This window comes from Lentzea alba, from assembly GCF_047445655.1.
Classification (GTDB): Bacteria; Actinomycetota; Actinomycetes; order Mycobacteriales; family Pseudonocardiaceae; genus Lentzea; species Lentzea alba_A.
In genome coordinates this window covers 1-25362 of the sequence record NZ_JAJAEG010000059.1, presented here as the reverse complement: position 1 = coordinate 25362, position 25362 = coordinate 1, and the positions used below count along the sequence as shown (strand labels likewise).

8 protein-coding genes are annotated in these 25362 nt (G+C 64.4%); all 8 read right to left on the bottom strand.

Features of this window, described 5'->3' with window-relative positions; translation table 11 throughout:
- Positions 1-553 precede the first annotated feature (553 nt).
- Complete coding sequence (locus LFM09_RS48115; protein ID WP_414103368.1) at positions 554-1963, bottom strand: response regulator transcription factor; 1410 nt, start codon at positions 1961-1963, stop codon at positions 554-556.
- Between the two features lie 459 nt (positions 1964-2422).
- A complete protein-coding gene (locus tag LFM09_RS48110; protein ID WP_414103367.1) occupies positions 2423-3199 on the bottom strand; it encodes an IclR family transcriptional regulator in 777 nt (258 codons plus the stop codon).
- A gap of 574 nt (positions 3200-3773) precedes the next feature.
- A complete protein-coding gene (gene ispG / locus LFM09_RS48105; protein WP_414103366.1) occupies positions 3774-4901 on the bottom strand; it encodes a flavodoxin-dependent (E)-4-hydroxy-3-methylbut-2-enyl-diphosphate synthase in 1128 nt (375 codons plus the stop codon).
- The gene (locus tag LFM09_RS48100; protein WP_414103365.1) at positions 4901-6691 is read right to left on the bottom strand and encodes a 1-deoxy-D-xylulose-5-phosphate synthase; all 1791 of its coding nucleotides are present in this window, start codon (positions 6689-6691) and stop codon (positions 4901-4903) included. Before LFM09_RS48100 ends, ispG begins: the two co-directional genes overlap by 1 nt.
- A gap of 54 nt (positions 6692-6745) precedes the next feature.
- Positions 6746-8002, bottom strand: a complete 1257-nt coding sequence (locus LFM09_RS48095; protein WP_414103364.1) for a 4-hydroxy-3-methylbut-2-enyl diphosphate reductase — start codon at positions 8000-8002, stop codon at positions 6746-6748.
- Positions 8003-8010: 8 nt separating this feature from the next.
- Positions 8011-8967, bottom strand: coding sequence for a polyprenyl synthetase family protein (locus LFM09_RS48090; RefSeq protein WP_414103363.1), 957 nt, complete (start codon positions 8965-8967; stop codon positions 8011-8013).
- Between the two features lie 1205 nt (positions 8968-10172).
- Positions 10173-10988, bottom strand: a complete 816-nt coding sequence (locus LFM09_RS48085; protein ID WP_414103362.1) for a hypothetical protein — start codon at positions 10986-10988, stop codon at positions 10173-10175.
- Between the two features lie 87 nt (positions 10989-11075).
- Positions 11076-24092: a hypothetical protein gene (locus LFM09_RS48080; RefSeq protein ID WP_414103361.1), complete on the bottom strand. Its 13017-nt coding sequence runs from the start codon at positions 24090-24092 to the stop codon at positions 11076-11078.
- Positions 24093-25362: the final 1270 nt, after the last annotated feature.

The following is a 25362-nucleotide window of genomic DNA, read 5'->3' as shown; positions in this document are numbered from 1 at the left end:
CCTCTCGACGCGGTGTGAGCGTGCGGTTCCTGGTCCTGTGCAGAGCTACACGTCCAGAATCGCCGATCAGGTTCAGATGTGATTCTTACTGTGTCTGATGTAGACGAGTCGCAGCCCGGAATCAGCCCATCTCGTCTCCACCCGCAACCGGTATCACGAGGGGAACGAGGTTTGGTGATCGGCTGTGATTGCGCGGTCGCCTGCAACCAAGGGCCACCGAGACCACCGGTACCGCTCTCTGGTCGGATGTGGATTCCGAGACGCTCGCAGGACTGGTTGAACTGACTGGTGCGGAGTTGTGGGCGTGTGACCGATCCGGCGAAGTCGCGCACGCCCAGGCCAAGTCGAACCTCACGGGTGGTCATCAGGGTTGTCCCCAGCACAGCTTTGCCGTTCCGTGCTGTCTTGGGCCCTGGGGAGTTCTGTGACCACAGTAGAACCTCTCGGCGGGCCAGTACTTCGGCCGTCGTCTTCTCTGCCGGTCGTCGCATTGTGTCGGTTTCCTGGGCGTCATTGCTGGCAGGCGTTCTGGACGACCGGTGCTGTAGGAACGTCACGCCCAGACCTCGCTCGGCGAGGTATCCCGTAGATCACCACGCGCTGTGGGCTCGTAGGACTGCCGTTGCACGAGATCACGGAGGTGCCGGCGGTTCGGCAGGTTGAGCCGGGCGTAGAGGTTCGTCAGATGGTACTCGACGGTCTTCTTGCTGATGAACAACTTCTCGGCGATCTCCCGGTTGGTGAGCCCGAGCCCGACCAGGTGCATGATGCCAGCCTCCCGATCGCTGAGCCGGACGCGCTGTTCAGGCATCGGACGGTCGAGACGCTGTCTGAAGGCGTCGGCGCCGAGCTCCTGCAGCCTGCGCGCGGCCGATCTTGACCAGGCCGACGACTCCAGCATGCGACCGAGCGCGTCTTCGAGCAAGGCTCGGTGAAGAGGGACGTCGTCAGGGCCGACGTCACAGACAGTTCCGTGCCGATAGGACGCCACCGCTGTGGAAAGGTCGCCGCGTGCTTCGGCGAGGCGACCCGCGAGCCAGGCCGTCACAAGACGCAGACTCTTGATACGGTCTGAGTGTCCACGTAAGACGGTCAACTCTCTCACCGCGGCCCCGAAGTCGCCGATACCGATGAGCGCTTCCACGTGCAAAGGTAGCCACCAAGCTGTGGTGAGCTTACGCATGCCCGCGTCGGGAAGTGTGACCACCGGTTCCAACGCCCGTGTCATTTCTTGGTGGTCACCACGTGCCTGCGCCAGCACGGCACGTCCAATGGCGATGATCGGCATCGTGTAGCGCGTACATCTCACGGTGAGCTCGCTTGCGGCGGCCTCAGCGGCGCGAAGCAGCTCTTCTGCCCGGTCCCACTCGCCTCTGCCTGCCGGGACCCAGGAGGCGATCGCGTAAGCGAACGGAGCGGCCAGCGGCTGGTTCGCCGCCATGACAGCGCCGTGCAAGCCGTCGATGAGTGCACGTTCCCAGTCGCCGAGCAGGTACGAGGCCACAGATGAAAGGGAGTGTGCTGGCAGGCCGAGCACCGCGCCCGAACGCCGGGCCGAGGTGATGGCAGTGTCGATGTCGTTCCTGCCCCTGCACAGGTCGCCATTGACCAGCCTTAGCATGCCGACCAACGCCGGTGATCCCACGGTGTTCTCTTCCAGCAACGCCTCGAGGCCGGCGTCTGGACCCTCCAGAAACGCCATGGTGACACCGGACAGCAGCTTCACCCGGTCTGCGAGCGGCGGAGCCGCATCCGGTTGGGAAGCCAGCTGTCTCAACACTGGAAGGGCACGTTCACAAGTGGTCAGCAGATGCAGTGTGGCCAGCCACGTTTCGGCCATCGATGCTACGGCTTCCAGTCCGGGAGCACGTCTGGCCGCCTTCAAGGCCCGCAGCAGCAGTCTTTCAGCGTCCTCGCCTGCGCTCGCCATAAGCGCGTACGCACCCATCACCAGGTCCTTCAACGGACCTGGTGCGCACACTCGGAGGCGAGGCAGTATCGCCGTGACTCTTGCCCAGTCGCCTTGCCAAAGGCAGTGAACGGCCGTACTGAGCAGCTGATTGTCCGGGGTTCCCTGATCCTCGGAAAAGCCAGTCCACAGCGGCAACGAGCTGGTTTGTCTGATCTGTCGATCGTCTTCGGCGTGCCGCCGGAGAACGTGCTGGCGTACGGCGCACTTCGGCGGTGCAGGAACTGTTGCTGTCATGGCTTGCACCCCGTCTCCGCGATGTGACATGCGTGAGTCAGATGCAACTCCGTGTTCCGCGTAATGCAACAGTTCTGCACCTAGAGGCGCGCAATCGGGGTAGCTGGGGCACTTGTTCCGCTGAGACGAGCGCTCAGCCTTGCGAAGTCACCAAGCTGGTGCTCGGCCACATCGCGGTGAGGATGAGGAGGGTGATACACACCCGGCGAGGCCGGATCAGGCTGCGGGTGAAGTGCTGTACGTGCCTCGCCGCTGAGCGGCGACGATCTGTGTGCAGATGCGCGCTGCTGAGCGGAGCTGCGTCGCGACCTGGTTCAGTCGAACACGTGGGCCGGTCACCAGCACCGACAATGCTGCCATCGCGGCGTGGCCAGTACCCAGGACCGGCGCGGCGATCATGGTGATTCCGGCGGGGGCAACAGCTTGCTGGATCGCAATGCCATCGGCTCTGATGCGATCGAGTTCTGACATGACCACGTGACTCGCCATGGGCTCGACCGTCGAGTCGCCACGCAGCGCGAATGCGAGAAGCACCTTGCCTGATGCGCTCGTGTGCACGGCTACATCGTCTGGCGTGGTCTTGGCAAGCGCGGCCTGACGGAGGCCGTGCACGCGCTCGATGCATCGCACTACGCCACCCTCCACGACAGACAGTGACACCGGCGCTTCCGTTGCGTGGTGCAGATCTACCAAACACGGCAACAAGGCTGTCCGTAGTGACTGCGCGCTTGCTGTCGATGATGAGATCGCCAGCCGGGAGACTTGGCGACTGAGCTGGTATCCACTCGGCAAGTGATGAACGAAACCTGTGTCGACCAGGATGCGCAGAACGCGGTGCGTGGTCGATTTCGGCATGTGTGATCGACGGGACAGCTCGGAGACGCCGACGATCTCCGCGCTGGACCCGAAGGCGTCGAGCAGCAGCAATGCCTTCGCTGCCGTTTTGATCTGGGCGGGCAGTTCGCCGTCCAGGGTCTTGGCGAGGGCTGGCATCCTGCTACCTCCGTTCGGCTGTGTGATTTCGCAGGAACCAGCCTATGCCGCGAGGAGTCTCGGATGACTGGGGCGAAGTCCTAGTCTTGGCAGGGGCACTCCTCAGTCGCGGGAGCCCAGGCGAACAGTTGGCATGGCGCTCAGGGGGAGCAGCTCACCACGGAGATCGGATGGGCTGTCCCCCGTCGTCCACGATGTCCGGGGGGAGGGGGGATGTGCCAGCCTCAGCTAATTGCTCTGCTCGCGAACGGCCTCACCACGCAGTCTGGCGATGATCCGCACCAACCTGGCCGAGTGCTCAGGCGAGGGCGAGATCGCTCACACCCGCCGGCCTCACCTGCTTGGTCACGACATCTCGGCGCTGAGCTGCCCCCAACCGCCGCACGGGAGACCTGGTCCGGGTCAGCGTTGACGGACAACATGCGGAGATCAACTCGCCGAACTCGCCAATGCAGTACGGTTCGAGCCGCCTCTGCTCGTTCTTCCGGATCGGGGTCGAGGCCATCTCCGGTTGGTGCCCGCCAACACGTGACCACAGCGCGGATCCGCGCTGCCGTCGCCACGAGCCTGGCAGTTACGACGCAACGTCTTCTGTGATCTCCTCGTGGATGCGCATGGCTTCCTCGATGAGCGTTTCCACGATCATGTGTTCGGGAACGGTCTTGACGACCTGGCCCTTGACGAAGATCTGGCCTTTCCCGTTACCGGAGGCAACACCGAGATCTGCTTCACGTGCCTCGCCAGGACCGTTGACGACGCAGCCCATCACTGCCACCCGAAGCGGAATCTCCATGTCCTGCAGCGCGGCTGACACCTCATTCGCCAGCCTGTAGACATCGACCTGGGCGCGTCCGCAGGAAGGGCACGAAACGATCTCAAGTCTGCGCGGGCGTAGATTGAGGGACTGCAGGATCTGGGTGGCGACTTTGACCTCCTCGACCGGAGGCGCCGACAACGACACGCGAATCGTGTCGCCGATGCCCTTCGCCAGCAGGGTGCCAAAGGCGACAGCGGACTTGATCGTTCCCTGGAACATGGGCCCAGCCTCGGTGACGCCGAGATGCAATGGATAGTCACACCGTTCGGCGAGCAGTTCGTACGCCCTCACCATGACAACGGGATCGTTGTGCTTCACAGAGATCTTGAGGTCGTGGAAGTCGTGCTCAGCGAACAGCGACGCCTCCCACAGCGCGGACTCGACCAGTGCTTCGGGCGTGGCCTTGCCGTACTTGGAGAGAAGCCGCTCGTCCAGCGAACCGGCGTTCACCCCGATCCGTATCGGGGTGCCGGTTTCCTTGGCCGCCTGGGCGATCTCGCCGACTCGGTCGTCGAACTTCTTGATGTTGCCTGGATTGACCCGCACCGCGGCGCATCCGGCCTCGATCGCGGCGAACACGTACCTCGGCTGGAAGTGGATGTCGGCGATCACCGGAATCTGCGACTTGCGTGCGATCATCGGCAATGCGTCCGCGTCGTCCTGCGACGGGCAGGCAACACGCACGATGTCGCACCCTGCCGCGGTCAGCTCCGCGATCTGCTGCAACGTCGAGTTCACGTCGGCGGTCAGGGTGGTTGTCATCGATTGGATCGACACCGGGTGATCGCTGCCGACACCGATCTTGCCCACCTGGATCTGCCGGGTTCGTCGCCGCTGGGCCAGCACCGGCGGCGGCATGGTGGGTAGGCCCAGAGGCACGCCCATCACGCCACCTCCGCCGAGCTGAGCCCATTGCCGACCGCTTCAGGTAGCGAGCTCAGCGCCATTTGCGCGATTGACATGCCGTCGAGACCACACGATGCGAGGATGGCCTCCCGGCTGCCGTGCGCCTGAAAGGACTCCGGCACGCCTAGGTTCACTGTCGGGATGCTGATCCCTGCATCGGCCAGGGCTTGGCTCAGAGCGGTTCCCAAACCACCGTTGCGCACACCGTCCTCGACGGTGAGCACCAGTCGGTGTCGGGCGGCGAGATGGACCAGCGTTGGGTTGATCGGCAGGACCCACCTCGGGTCGACGACTGTGACACCGCAGCCCTGCTGTTCAACGAGCGTCGCAGCCTCCAGTGCGGCAGGCGCTGTTACTCCCGCCGCGATGATCAGTATGTCGAGCGGAAGCCTGGAACTCCGGTGCAGGATGTCTAGACCGTCCATCTGCTGCAGCGCCGGAATGGACGGTCCGACGTTCGCCTTGGGGAAGCGAACAGCCGTGGGGCCGTCCGAGACCTCGACGGCTTCGCGCAACAGTGCGGAGAGCTGGTCGGCGTCCCGTGGTGCGGCAATCCGCATGCCGGGCACATGGCCGAGCAGTGCCATGTCCCACACACCGTGGTGGCTCGGACCGTCAGGACCAGTGATTCCGGAGCGGTCGAGCACAAACGTCACCGGGAGCTGATGCAGGGCGGCGTCCATCAGAGTCTGGTCGAAGGCCCTGTTGAGGAAAGTGGCGTAAAGGCAGACAACGGGGTGCCTCCCTCCCATTGCCAGGCCGGCTGCAGAGGCCACGGCGTGTTGCTCGGCGATGCCGACGTCGAAGACCCGGTCGGGGAACTGGGCGGCGAAGCCCTCGAGACCGACGGGCCGGAGCATGGCGGCGGTGATGGCTACGAGGTCGTCGCGTTGCGCGCCGATTTCTGTGATGACGTCCCCGAACAGGCTCGTCCAGCTCCGCGCGCTCGAAGGCGCGGCCTTGCCCGAAACAGGGTCCATCACGCCGACGCCGTGCATGCGATCTGCCTCGTCGTCCTCCGCGTGTTGGTATCCGCGGCCTTTCTCCGTGACGCAGTGGACGACGACCGGTGAGCGCCGCGCGGTGGCCTCCCTCAACGCGCCTTCGACTGCGACCACGTCGTGCCCGTCCACCGGACCGAGGTAACTCAGGCCCATGAGTTGGAACAGGTTGTTGGTGCCGGCGCCACCGCAGCGCAGCGCGGCCAGGTGCTGGGCGAGTCCTCCAACCGTTGGGTCGTAGGAGCGTCCGTTGTCGTTGAGCACCACGACGACCGGGTCCCCGCTAGCGCCCAGGTTGTTCAAGCCTTCCCAGGCGAGACCACCGGTCATCGCGCCGTCACCGATCACCGCGACGACGTGCCTGTCTGTATCACCGCGCAACCGACACGACTTCGCCAGTCCGTCCGCATAGGACAATGCTGTCGAGGCGTGTGAGTTCTCCACGTGGTCGTGGACCGACTCGGCCGCCCGCGGATAGCCCGACAGGCCGTCTGTTTGGCGCAGCGAGTCGAACTCCGCAGCGCGCCCTGTGAGAATCTTGTGCACGTACGCCTGGTGACCGGTGTCGAAGATGATCCAGTCCTTTGGTGAATCGAACGCTCTGTGCAACGCCATGGTGAGCTCGACGACACCCAGGTTCGGGCCGAGGTGTCCCCCCGTCCGGCACACCTTGTTCACGAGGAACGTCCGAATCTCCTCAGCTAGATGCGGAAGTTCGTCGTGGTGGAGCGCCTTGAGTCCGGCGACATCTGGAAACCTGTATGTCATGTCTTCACCTGTGCCAAACGGAGTCGTGTCGGTCGATGTGGCGGGGGGCTTCCGTTAGTCGGCACGCCGGTGGGCGGCCGAGGGGAGCCCGAAGTGGATGGTTTCCTCGGTCACGCTGCGCTCCTCGAGCGTGATTTCGCCTAGCCCGCGGAGCGCGGACACGACCTGACTCACCAGCAATGGTGGTGCGGATGCCCCCGCGGTGAGTCCGATGGTGCGCACACCTTCAAGCCAGATCGGCAGGATGTCGGTGGCGCTGTCGATCAAGTGGGCGGGCGTGCCTGCGCGGCGAGACAGTTCCATGAGTCGCACGGAGTTCGACGAGTTGGCGGAGCCGATGACCAGCACGAGGTCGGAGTCCTCGATCACGGCGTTGACCGCGTTCTGGCGATTTGTGGTGGCGTAACAGATGTCATCACTCGGGGGTTCGTGCAGCGAGGGATACTTCTGCCTCAACGCGTTTACCACCGCTGAGGTCTCGTCCACGGCGAGCGTGGTCTGGGTGAGGTAGGAGACCCTGCCCGGATCGGGCAGATCGAGTTCGGCGACGTCCTCCGCTTTCTCGACCAGCACAGTGGCCTCCGGCGCTTCGCCTATGGTGCCTTCGACCTCTTCATGTCCGGCATGGCCGATCAGCACGATCGTGTCGCCACGCCCAGCAAAGCGCTTCGCCTCGCTGTGCACCTTGGCTACCAAGGGACAAGTGCCGTCGATGACGTCGAGGCGACGTCTCGCGGCCTCTTCTCGCACTGCTGGCGACACTCCATGGGCGGAGAAGACTACCGTGGCGCCGTCAGGAATCTCGTCGAGCTCATCTACGAAGATTGCACCGCGGTTCGCGAAGTCCTCGACCACATATGTGTTGTGCACGATCTGCTTGCGGACGTACACAGGGGCACCTCGGGTGACGAGTGCCTGTTCCACGATTTCGATGGCGCGTTCGACCCCGGCGCAGAACGATCTAGGCGAAGCAAGCAGCACCCGTCGGGGCGCGGCGACCGCAGCCCACTCGGAGACGCTGTGCCGGACGGCATCCCACGCCTCGGGCGACGCGCCGGCGAACACGGACAGGCCGCTGCGATCGTGGACCGGCGAGTTGAACACAGTGAACGACGAAGTCTGTGCGTCGATTTGCGGCACCTCGCTCACCTGCACTCCTCGGCGTCGCAGCGAACCGCGCACCAGATCGATAGCAGTGCAACGGACGACGTTGCTCCCGTCGTGCAGCTCCATGCTCACGACCGCATGTCCGCGAGGCGCTGGCTCTTTGGTATCAGGGTCGAAACCGTTCTCGCTGGCGTTGCTGGACATCGGCTACCTCACCTGTCGCGCTTGATCATCAAGGCGGCCAAATCGCGCAACTCTGCTGTCGCGTCAGCATTTCCGTCTGCTTCGTCGAGGCAGCGCAAGGCCAGGTCATATTGCTTTACCGCTTCGGCCTCCGTGCGTTCGCGACCACCTGCGCACGCGACCAGCTCGATCACGCCCTCCAGCCGATCGCGCGTGATCGCTCGCCGCTGGTAGATCTCCCTGAGCTCGTCACCTGCGGCCGAACCGGAGCACGTCGCCGCGACCACGGGCATTGTCTTCTTGTAACGCAAGAGGTCCGCGCCGACCGGCTTGCCGGTGACGGCAGGATCGCCGAATATCCCGAGCAGGTCGTCGGTGAGCTGGAACGCCAGTCCCATGTGGTGTCCGAACTGGCGCAGCGCAGACAGTTGTGCAGGCGAGGAGCTGCCCGTGAGGGCACCGAGGCCACATGAAGCTGACAGGAGAGCCGCAGTCTTTCCTGTCACCATCTCCAGATAGTCATCTGTGGAGACGAAGGGGCGGGTCTCGAACTCGACATCGAGGACCTGGCCGACGCACAGGGCCATGACTGCGGAATTCAGCTCGGCGCAAAGTTCGGTAGTTGTACCTTGAGCACCGCGCATCAGCACCAGGTTCGCGAGCGCGAGCATCGCATCGCCGAGCTGGACCGCGTACGCCGAACCGAACTGAGCCCAGACCGTAGGTCTGCGGTGCCGCATTCGATCTTCGTCCACCAAGTCGTCGTGCACTAAGGAGAAGTTGTGCACCAGCTCGACGGCAACGCCTGCGCGCAGGGTGTCATCGGTCGGCTCACCGCCTGCCAGTCGTGCCGCGCTCAGCACGAGGGCCGGCCGGATCATCTTGCCGCGCACACCGGAAAGGTTGTGCTCGCCGTCGTGCCATCCGAAGTGAAAGGCCGCACCTTTGCTCAACAAGTCGGGTAGCCGGGCGACGGCGGCGCGCAAACCGCCATCCACTACTGCGGCGCTGCGACGGAGTGTCTCCGTGGCCGAAAGCATGGGACTGTGGGCGCTTGTCACTCGGTTTTCCCCTTCGTTGACGCACCTCAACCTCCAGGTCAATCGAAGATATGGAGCACGCGATCTGATTGACTGGAGGCGTTCCGTCCGGTGGAACGAAGCGATGAACCAAGTACCTGGGGATTTCGTTCGCTGCCCTTCCGGGCAGGTTCGAACGTCGAACCGGCTCCGGGAGGGCAGCGCTTCCTTGCAGAAGTCCACCCACCCTCCGCATAGATTCGAAGCTCAGGAGTGGCGCCTTGGGTGTTCGCGTAGCAGTTCCAGGGCATCGTCGATCAAGGCGGGCATGTCAGGGAGCGCCAAGTGAGCGTGTGGGACCGTGCTCGGCGCTTAAAGGCGGCATCAGCGGAGTGAGCCATGACCTGCTCCAGCCTGGCGTCGCCAAACGGTGGCTCTGGGATCTAGTTCGGGTGCTGCCCGGCGGGCTGCGGTGGGGTGGCCTGCGATTGAGGGGGTGCAGTGGGGGCAGCCCATCGAGCCGGGGCCATGCCGTACCTGCCCTGGCCTAACTGAACCTCGCCGGTTCTCAGCAACTGCGCTGTGACGGCTGGCACGGGCACGGCAGCGTACCCTCCCGTCGCCGGGTTGGACCGGCCGGTCACGGCGCCCCGCAGTGGCCGCAGGCCGGGCGTCTGGAACAGTGCCACGAGCGCGGCACGCCAGCNCTGCGCTGTGACGGCTGGCACGGGCACGGCAGCGTACCCTCCCGTCGCCGGGTTGGACCGGCCGGTCACGGCGCCCCGCAGTGGCCGCAGGCCGGGCGTCTGGAACAGTGCCACGAGCGCGGCACGCCAGCCGAGATCTGCTGTATCCCAGTCCGGTTTCGCCGCTAGTAGCGCCTCGACCTGGAGGAAGTTCAGTACACCGCGGTCACGCAGGTCGGGCAGCAATGCGTTATACATCGCGTACGCATGGTCCACGATGCCGAATAAGGGCAGAGTGGCCGCGTAGTGACTGCGGAGCTCCGTAGACTTGCTCGACCAGGTTTGGAGCTGACCCAGCACATCTCCGAGCGTGGGTGTCTGGCCCGGCGAAGGACCGCCAAAAGTGATCATCACCCCGCCTTGATAGACCGCAACTATAGGCAACTGTGTACCGCGGAGCGCGCCAGGGCCGGTTTTTCGGGTCGATTAATTGACAATGATGTTCGGGTAGTTGCTGTGAATCTCCGCGTAGAACTCGGCCGCGACTCCCTGTTGGTCGCCCTGACCCGCATCGCAGATGAGCAGGTTGATCACGCGAAGCTTGCCGAGAGCGGCGACCTCTTGGAACTCTGCGGTATCCATCATGGCCCTGGCGAGTACAGCACCGCGAACCTTGATTCGACTGAACTCGACCGGGTTATCACCTTCACCGACCGACATTTCGGCATAGCTCGGGTCACCGTGAGTCCCAAGTACGAACGTGTCGCCCGGCTCCTGCGCCTTCAGCTGTGGCGCGAAGAAGTGCAGGACATCGCTCGCGTCCATGGTCCCACTGGAGTCAGGCTTCATCGTCAACGCGATGAGGCCTGTGCTTACCCGCGCGGCGAACCTCTGTAGCCCGTTGGCTGCTTCGGCGTCACGGACGTCATCGGGCCAGTGGTCGCGATTGCCCGTGCGGACCCCAGGACTGATGCGGCTGCCTTCACCGATGTTTGGGACTACCCGGTCGGCCGCCGACATTTGCGCCGTGTTGTCGAGTTCGTAACCCCACTGCTGGAGGTCGGTCTCTGCCACCTCGAAGTTCGCCAGTGCGGAGCGCAGGTCTAGTCCGTCCGACTCCTCGTCGGGAAAGGTCATGACCAGGTTCGGCCGATCGCCGGGTGTGCTGTCCCCGCCCAGCACGACCATGGTCGCGAGTTCTCGCTTGAAACCACTAGCAGCATCGAGTTCGGCGAACGCGGCCAGGTAGTTCAGCAGCGCCTCGTCCGGTGCGGTGGGGAACCCTTCACGCTGCTCGGACACGTCGAGCGGGACGTGGTTCGGGATCGGTCGGACGACGATCGTGGGAGGCGGCTGGGACTGGGGAGGCCCGGCGCCTTCCAACGGACGTCAGATGGTGGCGGACGCGGTGTCCATCTCGTCGGAGGGAGCGATTTCCATGTCCACATCGGAGTCGGGGTCGGAGTGAGGCCTATAGTCGTCGTCCTGTGCGAACTTGTTCTCCGCGTACATGTCGATATCGGAGTCCGCCTCTTCTGAAGCGTTATCAACGTCCATATCGACATCGGATGACGAGTCGTCCAGCACGGGCGTCGCCCACTCAGCGGACGCGGTCATCAGCCCCTCAGCCGACACGCGAAGGGCGCTGATGCCGTTCGTGAGTTCCGTCACTGCGGATGGCAGTGCCAGCTGCACGATCCGGTTGCGTGCCTGGTCCCAGTGGCCGACGACCACCGTGCTCAGCGGCTGAACGCCCTCGGTCTGCCGGAGGTGTTCGAGCGTTGCGGCCCAGACGAGGTCCACGTTCTCGGCAGGCACGCGGACCAAATCCACTGCCTTCAGCACGTTCAGGGTTCCGGACTCGCGCATGTCGCCGACCAGCACCTCATGCAGGCTGGCAGCCTGGTCCACTATGGCGAACAACGGCAGCTCGCTCGCGTAGTGCGCCCGGAGGTCCTGCTTCTTTCCCCGCCATTGGGGTAGTTGGTCCAGCACGTCATGGACGGTGGGCGCAGACCCCGACGACTCGGCACCGAACGTCACCCAGTACCCACCCCGCAGGAGGTGTGGGACCCGCTTCCCGCTTATTACGTGCAGTTCGATCGTTTGGCTGGGCGCATTGACGACGATCCCAGGGTGGTACTTGCGGATCTCGTCGTAGAACTTGACCGCCACGCCCGCCACCAGGTCCTGTGCGACATCGCAGATCAATAGGTCGATGGAACGCAGGTCGCCTCGATCGAGGGCTTCTTCGAACTCCTGTGATGCCATGACCAGCCTCGCGAGACCGGTGCCGTCGACGGTCCCCTTGGACCATTTGCCAGGTCCTTGTCCGCGGTCGAAGGACAGTTCGGCCAGTTTGCCCTGCAGCCATCCATGGGTGTCAACAAGGAACGACTTCCCGTTTTCTGCAGCGTTCGCGTAGGGCGTGCGAATGGTGAGGACGGCTTCTGCAGGGAGCAGACTGCGGTCGGCCTGGGCTGCGGTCGGTTCCAAGGTGAGCAGCGAGTGGCCGCCCTCGAGGGCGGCGCCGAATTCGGTCGTAAACTGGAATTCCGTCGCGTTGGAGATGTACGAGACGCCGACGAGGCGGCCCTGCGAGTCCAGGATCGGCCGCGTGTGGACCTGGTCCGCAATGAGGTAGCAGGGGAGGAACTCGGAGTCACCGTTCTCCTGGAGAGCGCCCTGCGGTTCAGCATCCTTGGCCATCTCCACATCGCCGTCGCGCGCGCCGAATGCGGCTCGAAGGTAAATCGCCAGCTGGATCGCATTGCGCTCAGGGCTCTCTGAAGTCCGATCTGCGGCGAGTTGCGATGCCACCAGTGTGACTATGCCGTTGTAGATGCGGTCGTTCAGACTCGGGTTCTCGTCGTAGGTTTCCCGATGACCGTGATAGGCCGCCACGATTTCCGACGCCCAGCTCTGCCATTGGATGAGCATTCCGCTGAGGTGCTCGACCCCGGCAATGGCACGCAGCCACTCTTCCCTGTCCCTGATATCGGCAGGCCAATATGAGGGACGATCCAGGTCGACCGCCATCTCTGCGAACCGGGGTCCGTCAGCGCCCATCTCTATCGGTGCTTGGTCACCTCGCCGAGTCGGGTCGGCCCCCCAGGTCAATTCCGCGAGGGCGTCGGAGTCCGCGTCCGCACTGATGAAGCCCCACGTTCGCAGTTCTTGGCGTGCGCGGCGGAAGTTGTTCAGCGCGGTCCTGACATCGAGCTGGCCCCGGTTCTCCGCATCCCCTGCCAGTGCCGTCTCAGGTCTGGTCGACGCGCTCGGGTCGTCGCTCACGACCGTAAGCGACACTCCTACGGAGGGCAGCCCGCGAGCTGTTAGCAGGTCGATGTGTGCCACGAGGTAGTTCGTCAGCGCCGCGTCCTGGGAACCGGGGAACCCCTCCCTCTGGCCGGGCATGTCGGGTGGAACGAAGTCGGTGGTACGCGTTATCACGATGGGCTCGCGCGCTGGCCGGACTTCATCGACCAGTTCGTCGACCTCCAACCCCAAGCTCATGTCTGTAGCAGTGTTCGACTCTGAAACGCGGCTTGAGATGGTGTCCTTGTTCGGCAAGGCCCAGTTTGCGATCGTGCCTTCGATGAACGCCGCACGTTCGGGGGCCTTGTCCCGCAACGTGTCCGGTTCGAGGAAGTAGAACATGACCGCCTCGGCGAAGTTCTCGTCCGAATCAGTCGCGCCGTACTGGGTCAGCGGAGCCTCGCCCTTGAAGCTGGGCAGGCCCTCCGCAGTCCATGCACCGACGGTCGAGCTGAACTCGGCCAGGTTGCCACGCAGCACTTCTGCGATCCTGCCGGCGTTGTACGGGGTCGCCGGGCCGGTGAAGATCGTGGGGTGGTTCGCCCTGATTGCCTCCACCGCCGCGGCGTGGCGTGGCGCGCGCTCGCGGAAGGCGACTGGGTCCTGCAACATGGCCATGATGGACTTGCGGAAGTCGTCCATTGCCGACTCGGCTCCGTCGACTGGGGGCTCGGCGTCCTCCGCCAGAACTGGTCGTGTACCTGTGGCGTCCCAGCTCCCGAACGCGTCGCGGAACCGCTCTGCGTCGTAGTCGAGCAGAGCGTGCGAAAGTTCGTGGACGACGAGACCCTCGATTCCCCGCTGGCCACCATGCCGTCCGTGCGCGAGCGCCGAACTGAAGACGTTGAAGCCCTTGTTGTCGGCGTAGTAGGCACCGAGTGCACCGAAGGCAATCCCGATACCTCCGAACCCGATGCCGAAGGTGATCGCGCTGACCGATTTGATCTCCTGCTCGGCGTCCGCGCGGCTGGTATGCGCGCGCTGGCCGCCGAGAATCAGGGCGAAGTGGGCGAGCCCGTCCCGCAGACCGCGCATTTCTTCGATCTTCCACGCACGGGGGCGGACGGCGGCGCGATCGGCGTGCGGCGCGTCCGGCTCGGCTGCCAACTGGGCGTCGACACCTGCCTGAGAGTCGAACACGATCCCGTAGTCTCGCTGAACCTGTTCCATGATCCCGACCGCCTCGGCAATCACCGCTTCCGGGTCTGCGTTCGGCGGGACGGCGATCTGCTCGGCTTCGAAGGGCGGTGCCAGCGGCACCCCCCAAGAAGCCATGCCGCGGTTCGTCATCGCCCAACGCGCGAACTGGTTCGCGGCCACGCGTCGCATCGAGGGCGGCCGGTCGCGGTCTTGAGCCATCTGCACCGCTGCCATGATCACGATCCCGTGCAGCCGTTCGGTCTCCGCCCGTCCGTCGGGTCCCATGGCTGCGATGTCCTCATCGGATCGCACACGGTTGATCCCCGTGGCGACGTAGGCGGACACAAGCAGCGCTTCGGCGTTCGGTCGCGCGGCGAGTTGTCCACGAGCTGTCTCGATGCGTGCGTCCCACGCGGCGTTCCAGTGCACTTCGCTCGTGTAGCGCGCGGGATCGAGATCTGCGTAGATTGCGTCATGATCAGGACTCCGCAGCACGGGTGCCGGGGGGGCCAGCTGAACGCCCAACAACTCGTCATCCTCAGTCGGGAACGGAGCCGGGTTGTCATCGGCTGCTGGCACGAACACTGCAGGCGGCACGAATCCTGGATACTCGACGGGGCTGTCGGTGCGGCTGCTCCAGTCGCTGTCGCTGTCGTCCGAATCGGACCCGTAGTCGAGGGCAGGCGGCCGGCTCGGGTCGTTGTCGAGTTCGGTGTCTGAGTCGTTGTTCGATGGTGGGAAGAACGGCGGGTGATCGTTGTCGGGTTCGGTGTCTGAGTCGTTGTTCGATGGTGGGAAGAACGGCGGGTGATCGTTGTCGGGTTCGGTGTCTGAGTCGTTGTTCGATGGTGGGAAGAACGGCGGGTGATCGTTGTCGGGTTCGGTGTCTGAGTCGTTGTTCGATGGTGGGAAGAACGGCGGGTGATCGTTGTCGGGTTCGGTGTCTGAGTCGTTGTTCGATGGTGGGAAGAACGGCGGGTGATCGTTGTCGGGTTCGGTGTCTGAGTCGTTGTTCGATGGTGGGAAGAACGGCGGGTGATCGTTGTCGGGTTCGGTGTCTGAGTCGTTGTTCGATGGTGGGAAGAACGGCGGGTGATCGTTGTCGGGTTCGGTGTCTGAGTCGTTGTTCGATGGTGGGAAGAACGGCGGGTGATCGTTGTCGGGTTCGGTGTCTGAGTCGTTGTTCGATGGTGGGAAGAACGGCGGGTGATCGTTGTCGGGTTCGGTGTCTGAGTCGTTGTTCGATGGTGGGAAGAACGGCGGGTGATCGTTGTCGGGTTCGGTGTCTGAGTCGTTGTTCGATGGTGGGAAGAACGGCGGGTGATCGTTGTCGGGTTCGGTGTCTGAGTCGTTGTTCGATGGTGGGAAGAACGGCGGGTGATCGTTGTCGGGTTCGGTGTCTGAGTCGTTGTTCGATGGTGGGAAGAACGGCGGGTGATCGTTGTCGGGTTCGGTGTCTGAGTCGTTGTTCGATGGTGGGAAGAACGGCGGGTGATCGTTGTCGGGTTCGGTGTCTGAGTCGTTGTTCGATGGTGGGAAGAACGGCGGGTGATCGTCGTCGTAGGCTGGTACGTCGTCTCCGGCCGAGCGGTAGTCGAGGAGACTGAAGTCGCCCAGCGGGAGTGCGACAGCCTCCTTGAGGACGGAGTAGGCCGTTGTGACACCCAACTCGGGCTGCTGCTCACGACGCGGTCGGTCGTCCGCGAATGTCTCCGGGTCCTCATCGAGGATCTCGTACGACATGTACTCAGCGAGGCCGTCGAAGGTCTCCCAGTTCAACGCCTGGTTGAGCACCGGTCCGTTCGTGCCGAGGTCACCGTCCCGCGCCATGGAAACGATGTCGATTCGTGACTTCCACTCGGAGCGCTCAGGTGACGGGCCTCGTGCCATCACCATGTCGACGACGGCGGCAACCGCCCCGGTGCCGGCTCGCTGGATCGCGAGCGCTTGCACAACCACGTCGAGTTTGCGTTCCTCGGTCAGATAGGACTGCAGGTGGTACTGCGTCGAGAGCAGAGACCGACCCGAGTTCGCGTAGTCGATCAGCAGCACGTCCTTGTCTGGATCCAGATCACCGAGGAACTCGGTGAAGTGAATGGAGAGCATCGCTTGCTCTTCGGCTGTCATCGGCGCGGTGAATCCCCGGATCTTGCCGAGGATCGATTCGGAGTCCGCGGGCGCGGGCTGGAAGTTGGACAGCGGGAACGAGACGGCGTCATGCCCTCGGCTCTGCAGCACGGCCATCACAGGGGCAGGGCTGCGGCCGGCACCGACATAGCTGTACTGGTTCGGCGGGTACCTCAAGGTGATCAAGTCAGACAACGCGTTGACGGCGTCGACGACCGCTCGCTGCCGCTCCAGATACTGATCTGCCGCGAAATCACGCAGCGCGGAGTGGAAGTGGGCTGCGTCGTCGATGTCGTACACAGTTGGCCTGCTGCCAGCGGCGCCGTTGTCCGTGCCGTACAGCAGTAGTTCGATGGCCGCGTCGACGTCGCCGGAAGCTGGAATCTTGATCTTGTAGTCGGCCAGCCAGTTCCGCGCCATTGCAGGAGTAAGACCAACGCTGCGCGTGGCGTCCACACGGATCCGTACCAGTTCGGACGGCTGGTTCGGCGCCACGCCTCGCAGCCCGGCCTCGTCCTGCTGAACTCGCGTGTACTTCTGCGCGGGTCGAGTGGGGTCTGGCAGGTAGGAGTCGATCCGCATCTCGACGGAGGTCTTGGCGTCCTCGAGGCCCATGGGCAGCACTTCAGCGAGGTGTCGCGACAGGTCCACTGCCGCGGCGATGTCGCCTGGAGAACCTCTGTCGTCATGTAACTGCGCCGCGACGAGTAGTAGCGCGGCCAGGTAGCGCGTAGCGTTCGCCTGCTCCTCAGGCGTCGGGCCGGGGCCGCCGTCGGATGGTGCAGTGTGATCTTGTGCGATGACGAGCGCCGCCTGCGACAGGGCAGAATCCTGGTCGCCGTCGGACAACCCGGCGAACTCCTCGGACACTTCTGCAATTCGCGCGTTCCAAGCGGCCCGCCATTGTCCGTCAGTGGAGAACTCGGTCCGTCGAAGTCTGCCGAAGTCAACGTCGAGGTCACGTCGCTGCGTCTGTTCGCCTCTGATCCCGGGCAGTTGGTCGGCGTTGCTGATGTCGTCGGTGTCCGAGTCGCTATCGCCGTTCGAACTCCGGGAGTCGTCCGGTCGGCGACCGCGAACGTCGCCATCGGACTCTGCCATGGCATCCGCATCAGCCAGACTCGCACTCTCGGCCGCCACCGCGTTTTCGGAGTGGGTGTGGTTGTTGGGGTGTGCGGGCTTGCGCGGCGACGGGGCTTTGTCGTGGTCTGGTTCGGTGTGGGGGCCTTGCGCAGGTTGTTCGGCGTGGATGTCGTGGGGCGAGATCGTGTCTGTGTCGTCGGTCAGAAGTGTGGGTGGTGGTGCGATCACGTTGTGCGGGGTGGTGCCGGCGTTGGCCGACATCAGTGTGGCGTGGAGTGCCGACGGTGTTTGTGATGGAGCTTCCAGGGTGATCACGACACGGCGTGCGCCGCCGGGATCGGCGACGCCGGTGATCATCGAGCCTGGCAGCAGCCGGTTCGCGTCCAATGGTTGCGTGCCCGGTGACGCCAGGGAATGCAATGTATCGGTCAGCGGGGGCAGGAGGTGCATCCGGAACAGGTGCCCCTGAAGCTCAGCGTCCTCTCGCGTGTCGTCCGATTCTGAGGGAGCGAAGCTGGTGATCCGCGCGACCGGCACCGGGTGGTCCCGGGCGTGTAGGTCAGTGGCGGTCTTGGCCACTGTGTGGACCAAATCGTCGAACGCCCGCAGGTCATCAGTCCCGAGAGGACTCCCGCCGCGGTCGACGTGGATGGTCGTTTCAGTGAGGATGCTTGGTGACTGATCTTCCTGTTGGACTGTGGGCGCGGCGTCGTTGTGCGGCGGACGGGGTTGTTCGAGCACGCGGGTCACGACCTGGCTGCCGGGTGCGCCCGCCCGCACCGACTCCTGGACGAACAAGTCGCTCACGGTGAGACGGGACGTGATCGTGTGATCCAGGCTGACCAGCCGAACGGAGGTCATCCGGATCGCCCAGCTCACCTGCTGCGCGACTTTCGCCGCCAGCGCCGGGTCACCGTCAGGCATCACGATGCGGTAGAACACGGGCGGCAAGCCGTCCAGCAGCCGTTCGAAGTTGGTCTCAGCCAGCGACCTCAGCTCGGCATCTGTGAACAGATGGCCGGCCGCCAGGTCGACTGAAGAGGACTGCCTGTCCCGCTCCGCGGGCACATCGCGCGGCACGAAGGCCCCGCTGGATCCGATGAGCACGACCTCGCGGTAGAGCTGACCTTCGCGGTAGCCGCCCTTGCCCACCACGGTGTACCGGGACCTGACCAGCTCCGACGACGCGGCCGATTCCCATTTCCCGTTACCTCTTCTTCTCCAGTCGGAGACCAGGACCGGCCGATCGGACTCGTTACCCACCACGATCAACGCGGCGGCAATGATCACCTGCGGCTTTTCGTGGTCGCCTGCCAGTGTCCGAAGGCCGAAGAAGTCGACAGGCCGCGAGTCCGCCCTCTTCCTGCGTACATAGTCGGCAACCTGAGCAACCCGCGTCAGCGACGCCGGACGGTCCGACAACGGAACGAGCTCGTCCTCAAGAGTCGGCGTCTGAGGACTCGCATAGGCCCATCTCCTCGTTCGGGCGGCAACAGCCAACTCGTGCGCGACCGACTCGTCGAAACCGTCAACCGGACCGCCGAACACATTCCAATTTCCACCATCGAGGAGCAGCACATTCCGACGTGCCTGATCCACCGGAAAGGGGCCGATCGGAAGCCCGACCCGTTTACTGGGTGCGATCAAGGGAATGTCGAGGCCGTGCTTCGCCCACTCCGCCTGAACATCGAACGCGAGGCCGTCCTTGGTCGTCAGCCCACCTGCGGAGCACGCCAGCGCAATCGCGAGCGACGACCGACGCATCGCCGTCAGAAACGCCGGTAGCTGCGTCGTGATCATTCCCAGCGCGGCCCCATCCACGCCCACCAGCAACGAGGCGCCCAGCACCACACCGTCGACCTTGACGGTGAGGGCGTCAGTGCTGGCGTGACCGATCAGGAAGGTCATTCCGCCAGGTCGAACCCAACTGCTGGGGAACCCAATCGACGGCAGCTTTCCCAATTTCATGCCCAGCGTCAGAGAGGTGCCGTCCGGGAAAGGGCCGAAAGCGTAGCTCTCGCCGCCTACGCCCCTTACAAATGAATCACTTTCTTCTTCGTCTTTCTCTCTTGACGGGAAGCTTGCCCCGATGACAGTCCCCGTGGAATCCACGACCTCACGGACGACCACCTGGCTGGGGTAGAACCGCCGCTCCTGATTGAGGTTGTCCCAACCGGCCAGCCAGTTCTCGGCCAACGTTTCGAACGGCAACACAGTGGCACTCGCGCCGGCCTGAACGACCACCGACTCGAACGACTCCAACTCGGCCGACGTGAGACCCGCTTCTAGATCGATCGGCCTGCGTGCAAGATTCATACCGAACCACTGGGCCAAATCCTGAACCGGCGCCTCAGGAGCCCCAGCCAACGGCCACCTGCCTGGGCTTGCCTCACGGGACTCTGTGACTATGACAAACCGATGCGCAATCCCGCGCTCGGACTGCACCAGGTTCACCCGCAACTGGCTGCCATCACGCAGTAGGAAACCCCGGTTGAAGTACGAATCCACCGCCTTGCCGAGGCGAGCCAGGAACTCGGGCGACGGCAGCTCGCCCTTCTCCGTCGCCACCCAGACCCGCAGGCTCACCTCCGTCACGACCACACCAGGCCGAGCCTCGACCCTGATCATGTCGAACTGCACCAGCTTGTCGTCCGGACGGACCCACACAGACGCTGGCTCAGCCTTCGACCGCACCAGATCAACCTCACCCACCTGCACCCGAAGCAAAGGCTCCACCCGTACAGGCACACCACTCGGTGAACCCAACGAAGACTCGCGAAGCCGCGCCCCCGACACCGAAGAACTACTGTCGACGTAGGTGTCGGAGTCCGAGTAGTCCGAGTAGTCCGAGTCACTGTCGGTATCAATGTCGTCGTCGGATGGTCCTCGCATTTCGAGGCCGGAAACCGCGTCAGGTTCGGCGAACTCATACTGGGCGAGGTAGTCGTCGAGGTCGAACTCCTGTGCCTGGCCGACGTCAGTGTTCGCGTCGACCACGGGCGCTCGCAACGGCGTCCGCGTGAAGTCGAGCGGCCCGTGACCGCCGTCGTGATCGTCGTCGGTGTCCGAATCGCTGTCACCGTCCGAGCTCCAGGAGTCGTCTGGCCAGCGATCGCGAACGTCGCCATCGGGCTCTGGCGTAGCATCCACATCGGTCGTGCTCGCTCGCTCGGCCGCCACCGCGCTTTCGAACAGCGCGAGCAGTTCCTGGTATTTCCGCTCGTAAGGCATCTTGTTGCGGTCGCCGGAAGCCTGGTTGTAACGGAACCGACGACCGCCGTCGACAACGATCAACTCGTTGGTCTCGGAATCCCTGTCGAGGCCGTCGAGCGGGCTGCGCCCAAACTCCTCGATTTCGCCGGTGCTGTCGTTGATGAACACAGCTTTCTCGGTATATGAGGAGAAGTCTGCCTGGTAGTACTGATGGAACTCGAGGAAGAACTCGAGTACGTCGACCGCCGTTACAGGGCGGCCATCGGGCTTCTTCGCAGTCTGCGCGAGACCTCGGATGAACTTGTAGGTCCGGTCTGCATCCATTCCACCCTTATCGCGCAGGTAGTACCCGATCGGGTCGGAGTTCACGATCGCCCGCGCGAGCCTGAAGTCGCGCTCGTTACTCCATAAACCTTCGTGCCTGTTCATCTGACTAACAGCACCCAAGTGCTCGGGCTCGCGGTCGTGCTGAACCTGGCTGTCGCCATACGGGTTCTTCGAGTTCACCTTTTCGATGTCGTGGAACAGGATCGCCTTGACCAAGGCTTCCCGCGATACAAAACGGTCGGCATCGTCGTCGTTCTTCGTCAACTTCAGGAATTGGTTCAATACCATCTGCGCGTGCTCGCTGAAGGTGTTCTGGTTTGCCGCGACGACCTCGGCGAACTTGCGCGTCAAGCCGTTCGGATCCGCAGGCCCATTGGTGTTCTCGTCGACCCCGTCGAGCAGCGTCGACAGCAGTTCCTTAGCCGAGGTCGGCCTGAGGTCCGTGTACTGCCGACCGATTTCAGAGTTCAGGTTTTCGCCGATTTCCTGGTGTCGGGTGAAAACCTTGGGGTCGTTGAACTGCGTGTAGCCCTTCGTGTGTTCCACCCGCCGGTCAATCTGAACATCCTCGTTCGTGGCCAGGAACTGCGGCTGGCCGTTGACATCGGTCCGTACGATGTGCACCGGTCGTCCGATGACGGGGCCGGTTGATGTCCACGTGCCGTTCTCGTTCAGCACGTGAACCTGGACGCCCGCGAACACCGCTATCGCGTTCATGTCCACTTCATCGCGGTTGTCCGTCGAAAAGGCCTTCAGCTTGGCCGTGATCCGGGCGTACTCCAACGGCGCTTCGCTGGACAGGCTCCTCGCGATCGCGTCCAGCGCGTTGCCGACCGCAGTGTCGCCGTTGGCCATGATTGACTTGACGCCCTGCAGGTCGAGCTGCATTCGCTGCTGCAGGTTGAATACCTCTTGCGGCACAACGCTGCCTGGAGTCCCGTCAGGCACCGGCCGCCCGTTGATCCGGGTCCTGCCAGTCTCCTCCTCGCTCTCGTCGTCGGTGTTGTCGTCCAGGTCTCGAGAAGGGTGCTGATCATCGGCGTCGTCGTCCGGCTCACTATCGCTGTCGGAGCTGTCCGGGTCTCCGGGGTCACCCGGCGCGGCGGTGTTAGACCGGCTGTCCGTCTCGTCCGGCTCCTGATCATCGTTGCTGTAGACGCTGGCGTCATCGTCGCTGTCGTCGTTCGCATCGACGTCACCTTCGTATCCGCCGACCGCCGACCAGCCCTGCACCAGCCCTTCGACGAAAGCGAACCGTTGGGGCGCCTGCTCCCGCAACGCGTCCGGGTCCATGAAGTAGTACATCGCCGTCTCGGCGAGGTCTTCTGACGGGTTCGTCGCGCCGTAGCGCGTGATCGGCCGTTCCCCCCTGAAGTTCGGCCAGTTGTCCGCTGTCCACGCACCCACCGCGTCATTGAACGCCGCCTGTTCGCTGCTCAACGCCTCCGCGATGACACGTGCGTAGTCCGGTGAGGACCCCAGATGTTCCGGATGCCGCTGCAGGACGTCGTCGATCGCGGCCGCGTGCTTGGGTGAGGTGTTGCGGAACGCCAACGGGTCGTCCAGCGCCGCCTCGATTGACGCCACGAAGTCCTCGTGCGCGGTCGGAGCGTCGTTGTACGGCGGCTCGGCGTCGGCGACGAGCACCGGGTAGCTGGCGGCGTCCCACGAACCGACCCGCGTGCGGAAGTCGTCGACGTTGTCTTCCAATAGGGCGTGGCTCAGCTCGTGGGTTACCAACGCCTCGACCGACCGTGACCCGCCGCCGAACCCGCCCAGCGTCGAGGTAACGTAGAGGTTGATGCTCTTGGTGTTGGGGAGGTATCGGCCTTGCGCGGTGAGAGCAACGCCGTCCGGCTCGAGGTCGAAGGCGATCGCGCTGATCTTGGTGATCTCCTGCGGCAGGTGCGCCCGATCGGAGCTCGCCCGGTTGTCGCCCAGCAGCGGGGCGAAGTGGTCCAGTGCCGCCCGAACGCCGCTTAGTTCGGCGATCTTCCACGCTCGTGGCTTGACAGCGGTGATGTCGTGTGCGGGAGCAGGCGAGAACCGCGTGGCCTCAGTTTCGACACCCTCGCTAGAGCAGATCTTCACTCCGTATGCGTGATCGATCCCGTCGATGATCCGCGTGGCTTCCCGGGTCGTGTCGGTCGGGTCCGCGCCGGTGGGAATTTCGACGGACTCAGAGGAATCTGGTAGCTCGACACCCCACGAAGCGGTGTACCGCGCGATCATCAGGCGGCGCGTGAGGTCGAACGCGGCCTTGTCGTACTGTTCCGGCGTCCGCTTCTGGCCGTCATCGAGCTGCAGTGCGACCACCAAAACCATGCCATGCCAGCGGTCGAACTCGGCTGCCGCTTCCAACCTGAATTCAACTGAACCCGCGGACTGCAAGTCTCTGGACATCCCCGCCGCACGGTATACGGCGTTAATCATCGTGCTGGACTCCGGCCCGGACCGCCTGTCCAGCTGCGCTCTCGCGTCGGTGAACACGTCGTCCCAGGCGGCGTTCCACTTGTCACTTGTGTCGAAGTTCGTCGAAGCGAGATCCTTGATCAGCGTCGAGACGTTGCGACCGGCGAGCTGTGCGGAAAGCGAATCCTGACTGTACTCACTGGCAGCGTCCTCATCGTCATGCTCGCTGGCGAGGGCGTCGGAGATCGCTAGACCCTGGTCGAAATCATCCGGGATGGTGAGCTGTTCGTCCTGGGCCCCTCGCCCAGGGTTGTGCTGGAGGATCTGCGTCGGTGCTGGTGGGGTGCCGGGCTTGGCGCGTGCCGGTTGTGCTGGTGTGGGGGTCGCGGTGTGCTGGGCGGGGTGGCTCGGTTCGTGTCCGCCGGTCAGGTCGGGACCTGTGCTCTGCGTCGTGACCGGGGCGGTCTTGCCCTTGCCTTTGCCTTCGGTGCCGTCCTCGGTCTTGGGTGGTGGCGGGGTCGCGTTCGATGTCGGTGCGGGGCGCAGCGCACCGTGTTCGGCCAGGTAGTCCGACACCTCGTCCGCGTCCGGAGGGGCGGGCATCATCGTGCTCAGTGTGGCGCCGTTGTCCTGGCCGCCGTAGATGTCGGCCAGGGGCGTTCCCATGAAGTACGTCTGTGAGTGGAAGCTGTCGATCGGGCCGCCGACCTGTGCCTCACCGCTGTTGATCAGCGCGAGTGGTGTCTGGTTCGCCGCGGACACCCATGTGGTCAGGACCATGCCCACGGGGAAGGTGTGGTCGNCAGTGTGGCGCCGTTGTCCTGGCCGCCGTAGATGTCGGCCAGGGGCGTTCCCATGAAGTACGTCTGTGAGTGGAAGCTGTCGATCGGGCCGCCGACCTGTGCCTCACCGCTGTTGATCAGCGCGAGTGGTGTCTGGTTCGCCGCGGACACCCATGTGGTCAGGACCATGCCCACGGGGAAGGTGTGGTCGTGCGGGTTGTACCCGTCGACGAAGCGGAGGTCGTCGCCGGAGCCCTTGCCCTGGTGTGAGACCGACGCGTCCTTGGCCACGTCGATCTCGGCGGTGAAGGGGATGAAGTTCGTGTTCCTGGTGTCGAGATCCGGATGCGGAGTCGTGCCCAGCGGCGTGATGCTGCCGTTCTGCAGGTTCTCCCACGTGGGGTGCCAGCTCGGGACACCGCGGTACAGCTCGACGCCATCCGATAGATACGCCAAGGCCTGGTCCGCCATCGCCTGCTTCTCGCGGAGGTCCGTGCCGTCCACCACAACCGCGTTGAGGAACAGCGGGACCCCCCTGACCCGGTAGAAGTCACCCACCCGCACGGCGGGCAACCTCAGGCCGCCGAGGTCGACGGTCTTGAGCTCGCTGTCCGGCTCGCTGTCCGGCTCGGCCTGCTCCGATGACGTGAACCCCTTCAACGACGACACGAGTGAGGAGAGGTAGCTGCCGCCACGTTCCCTGGTGATCCTGCCGGACACGAACCACTCGGCCAGATCGCGACCGGCGGCCTTCGAGTTCGCCGGCAACGTCACGTTCTCGAGCGCGAGCCTCGCTTGTGCCCGCTCGATGTCCTCGGCGGACACCTGCCCGCCTTCCCACCCCCACCGGCGCAGCTCCGCGTTGACCGCCTGCAGCAAGGCGGTGTCCGCGTCCATCTCGAACGTTCCGCCCTGCGTGAGCGTCTCGCCGGTGCTCAGCGGCAACGACGCCGTGCCATCGTTCGCGGTCGCGCTGTCGGTGTCGGGCTCCGGCTCGGCCGTGCCGGCAAACGACGCGACCGCGAGCCCGGTGGCGGTATCACCCTCGGCAATGCCGTCGCTGCCGGCGACCCCGTCGGCCTGCGCCACCACCGGCGGCGGCACCACGAGCGGCACCGGCCGAACCGCCTGCGTGTCCAACCGAGCAGCCGGCGGAGCACCACGCTGCAAGGTTTCCGGCGTGACGGTACCGACCTTCGCCGCCACACTCGGGCCGGGCGCAGGGGCGTTCGACGCCGCCGTACTCGACGCCGCCGTACTCGACGCCGCCGTAC

What these genes read in the sequence shown, in the direction of transcription:
- LFM09_RS48110 (WP_414103367.1), bottom strand. Translation starts at nt 3,199, where the DNA reads ATGCCAGCCCTCGCCAAGACCCTGGACGGCGAACTGCCCGCCCAGATC.
- ispG (WP_414103366.1), bottom strand. Translation starts at nt 4,901, where the DNA reads ATGGGCGTGCCTCTGGGCCTACCCACCATGCCGCCGCCGGTGCTGGCC.
- LFM09_RS48100 (WP_414103365.1), bottom strand. Translation starts at nt 6,691, where the DNA reads ATGACATACAGGTTTCCAGATGTCGCCGGACTCAAGGCGCTCCACCAC.
- LFM09_RS48095 (WP_414103364.1), bottom strand. Translation starts at nt 8,002, where the DNA reads ATGTCCAGCAACGCCAGCGAGAACGGTTTCGACCCTGATACCAAAGAG.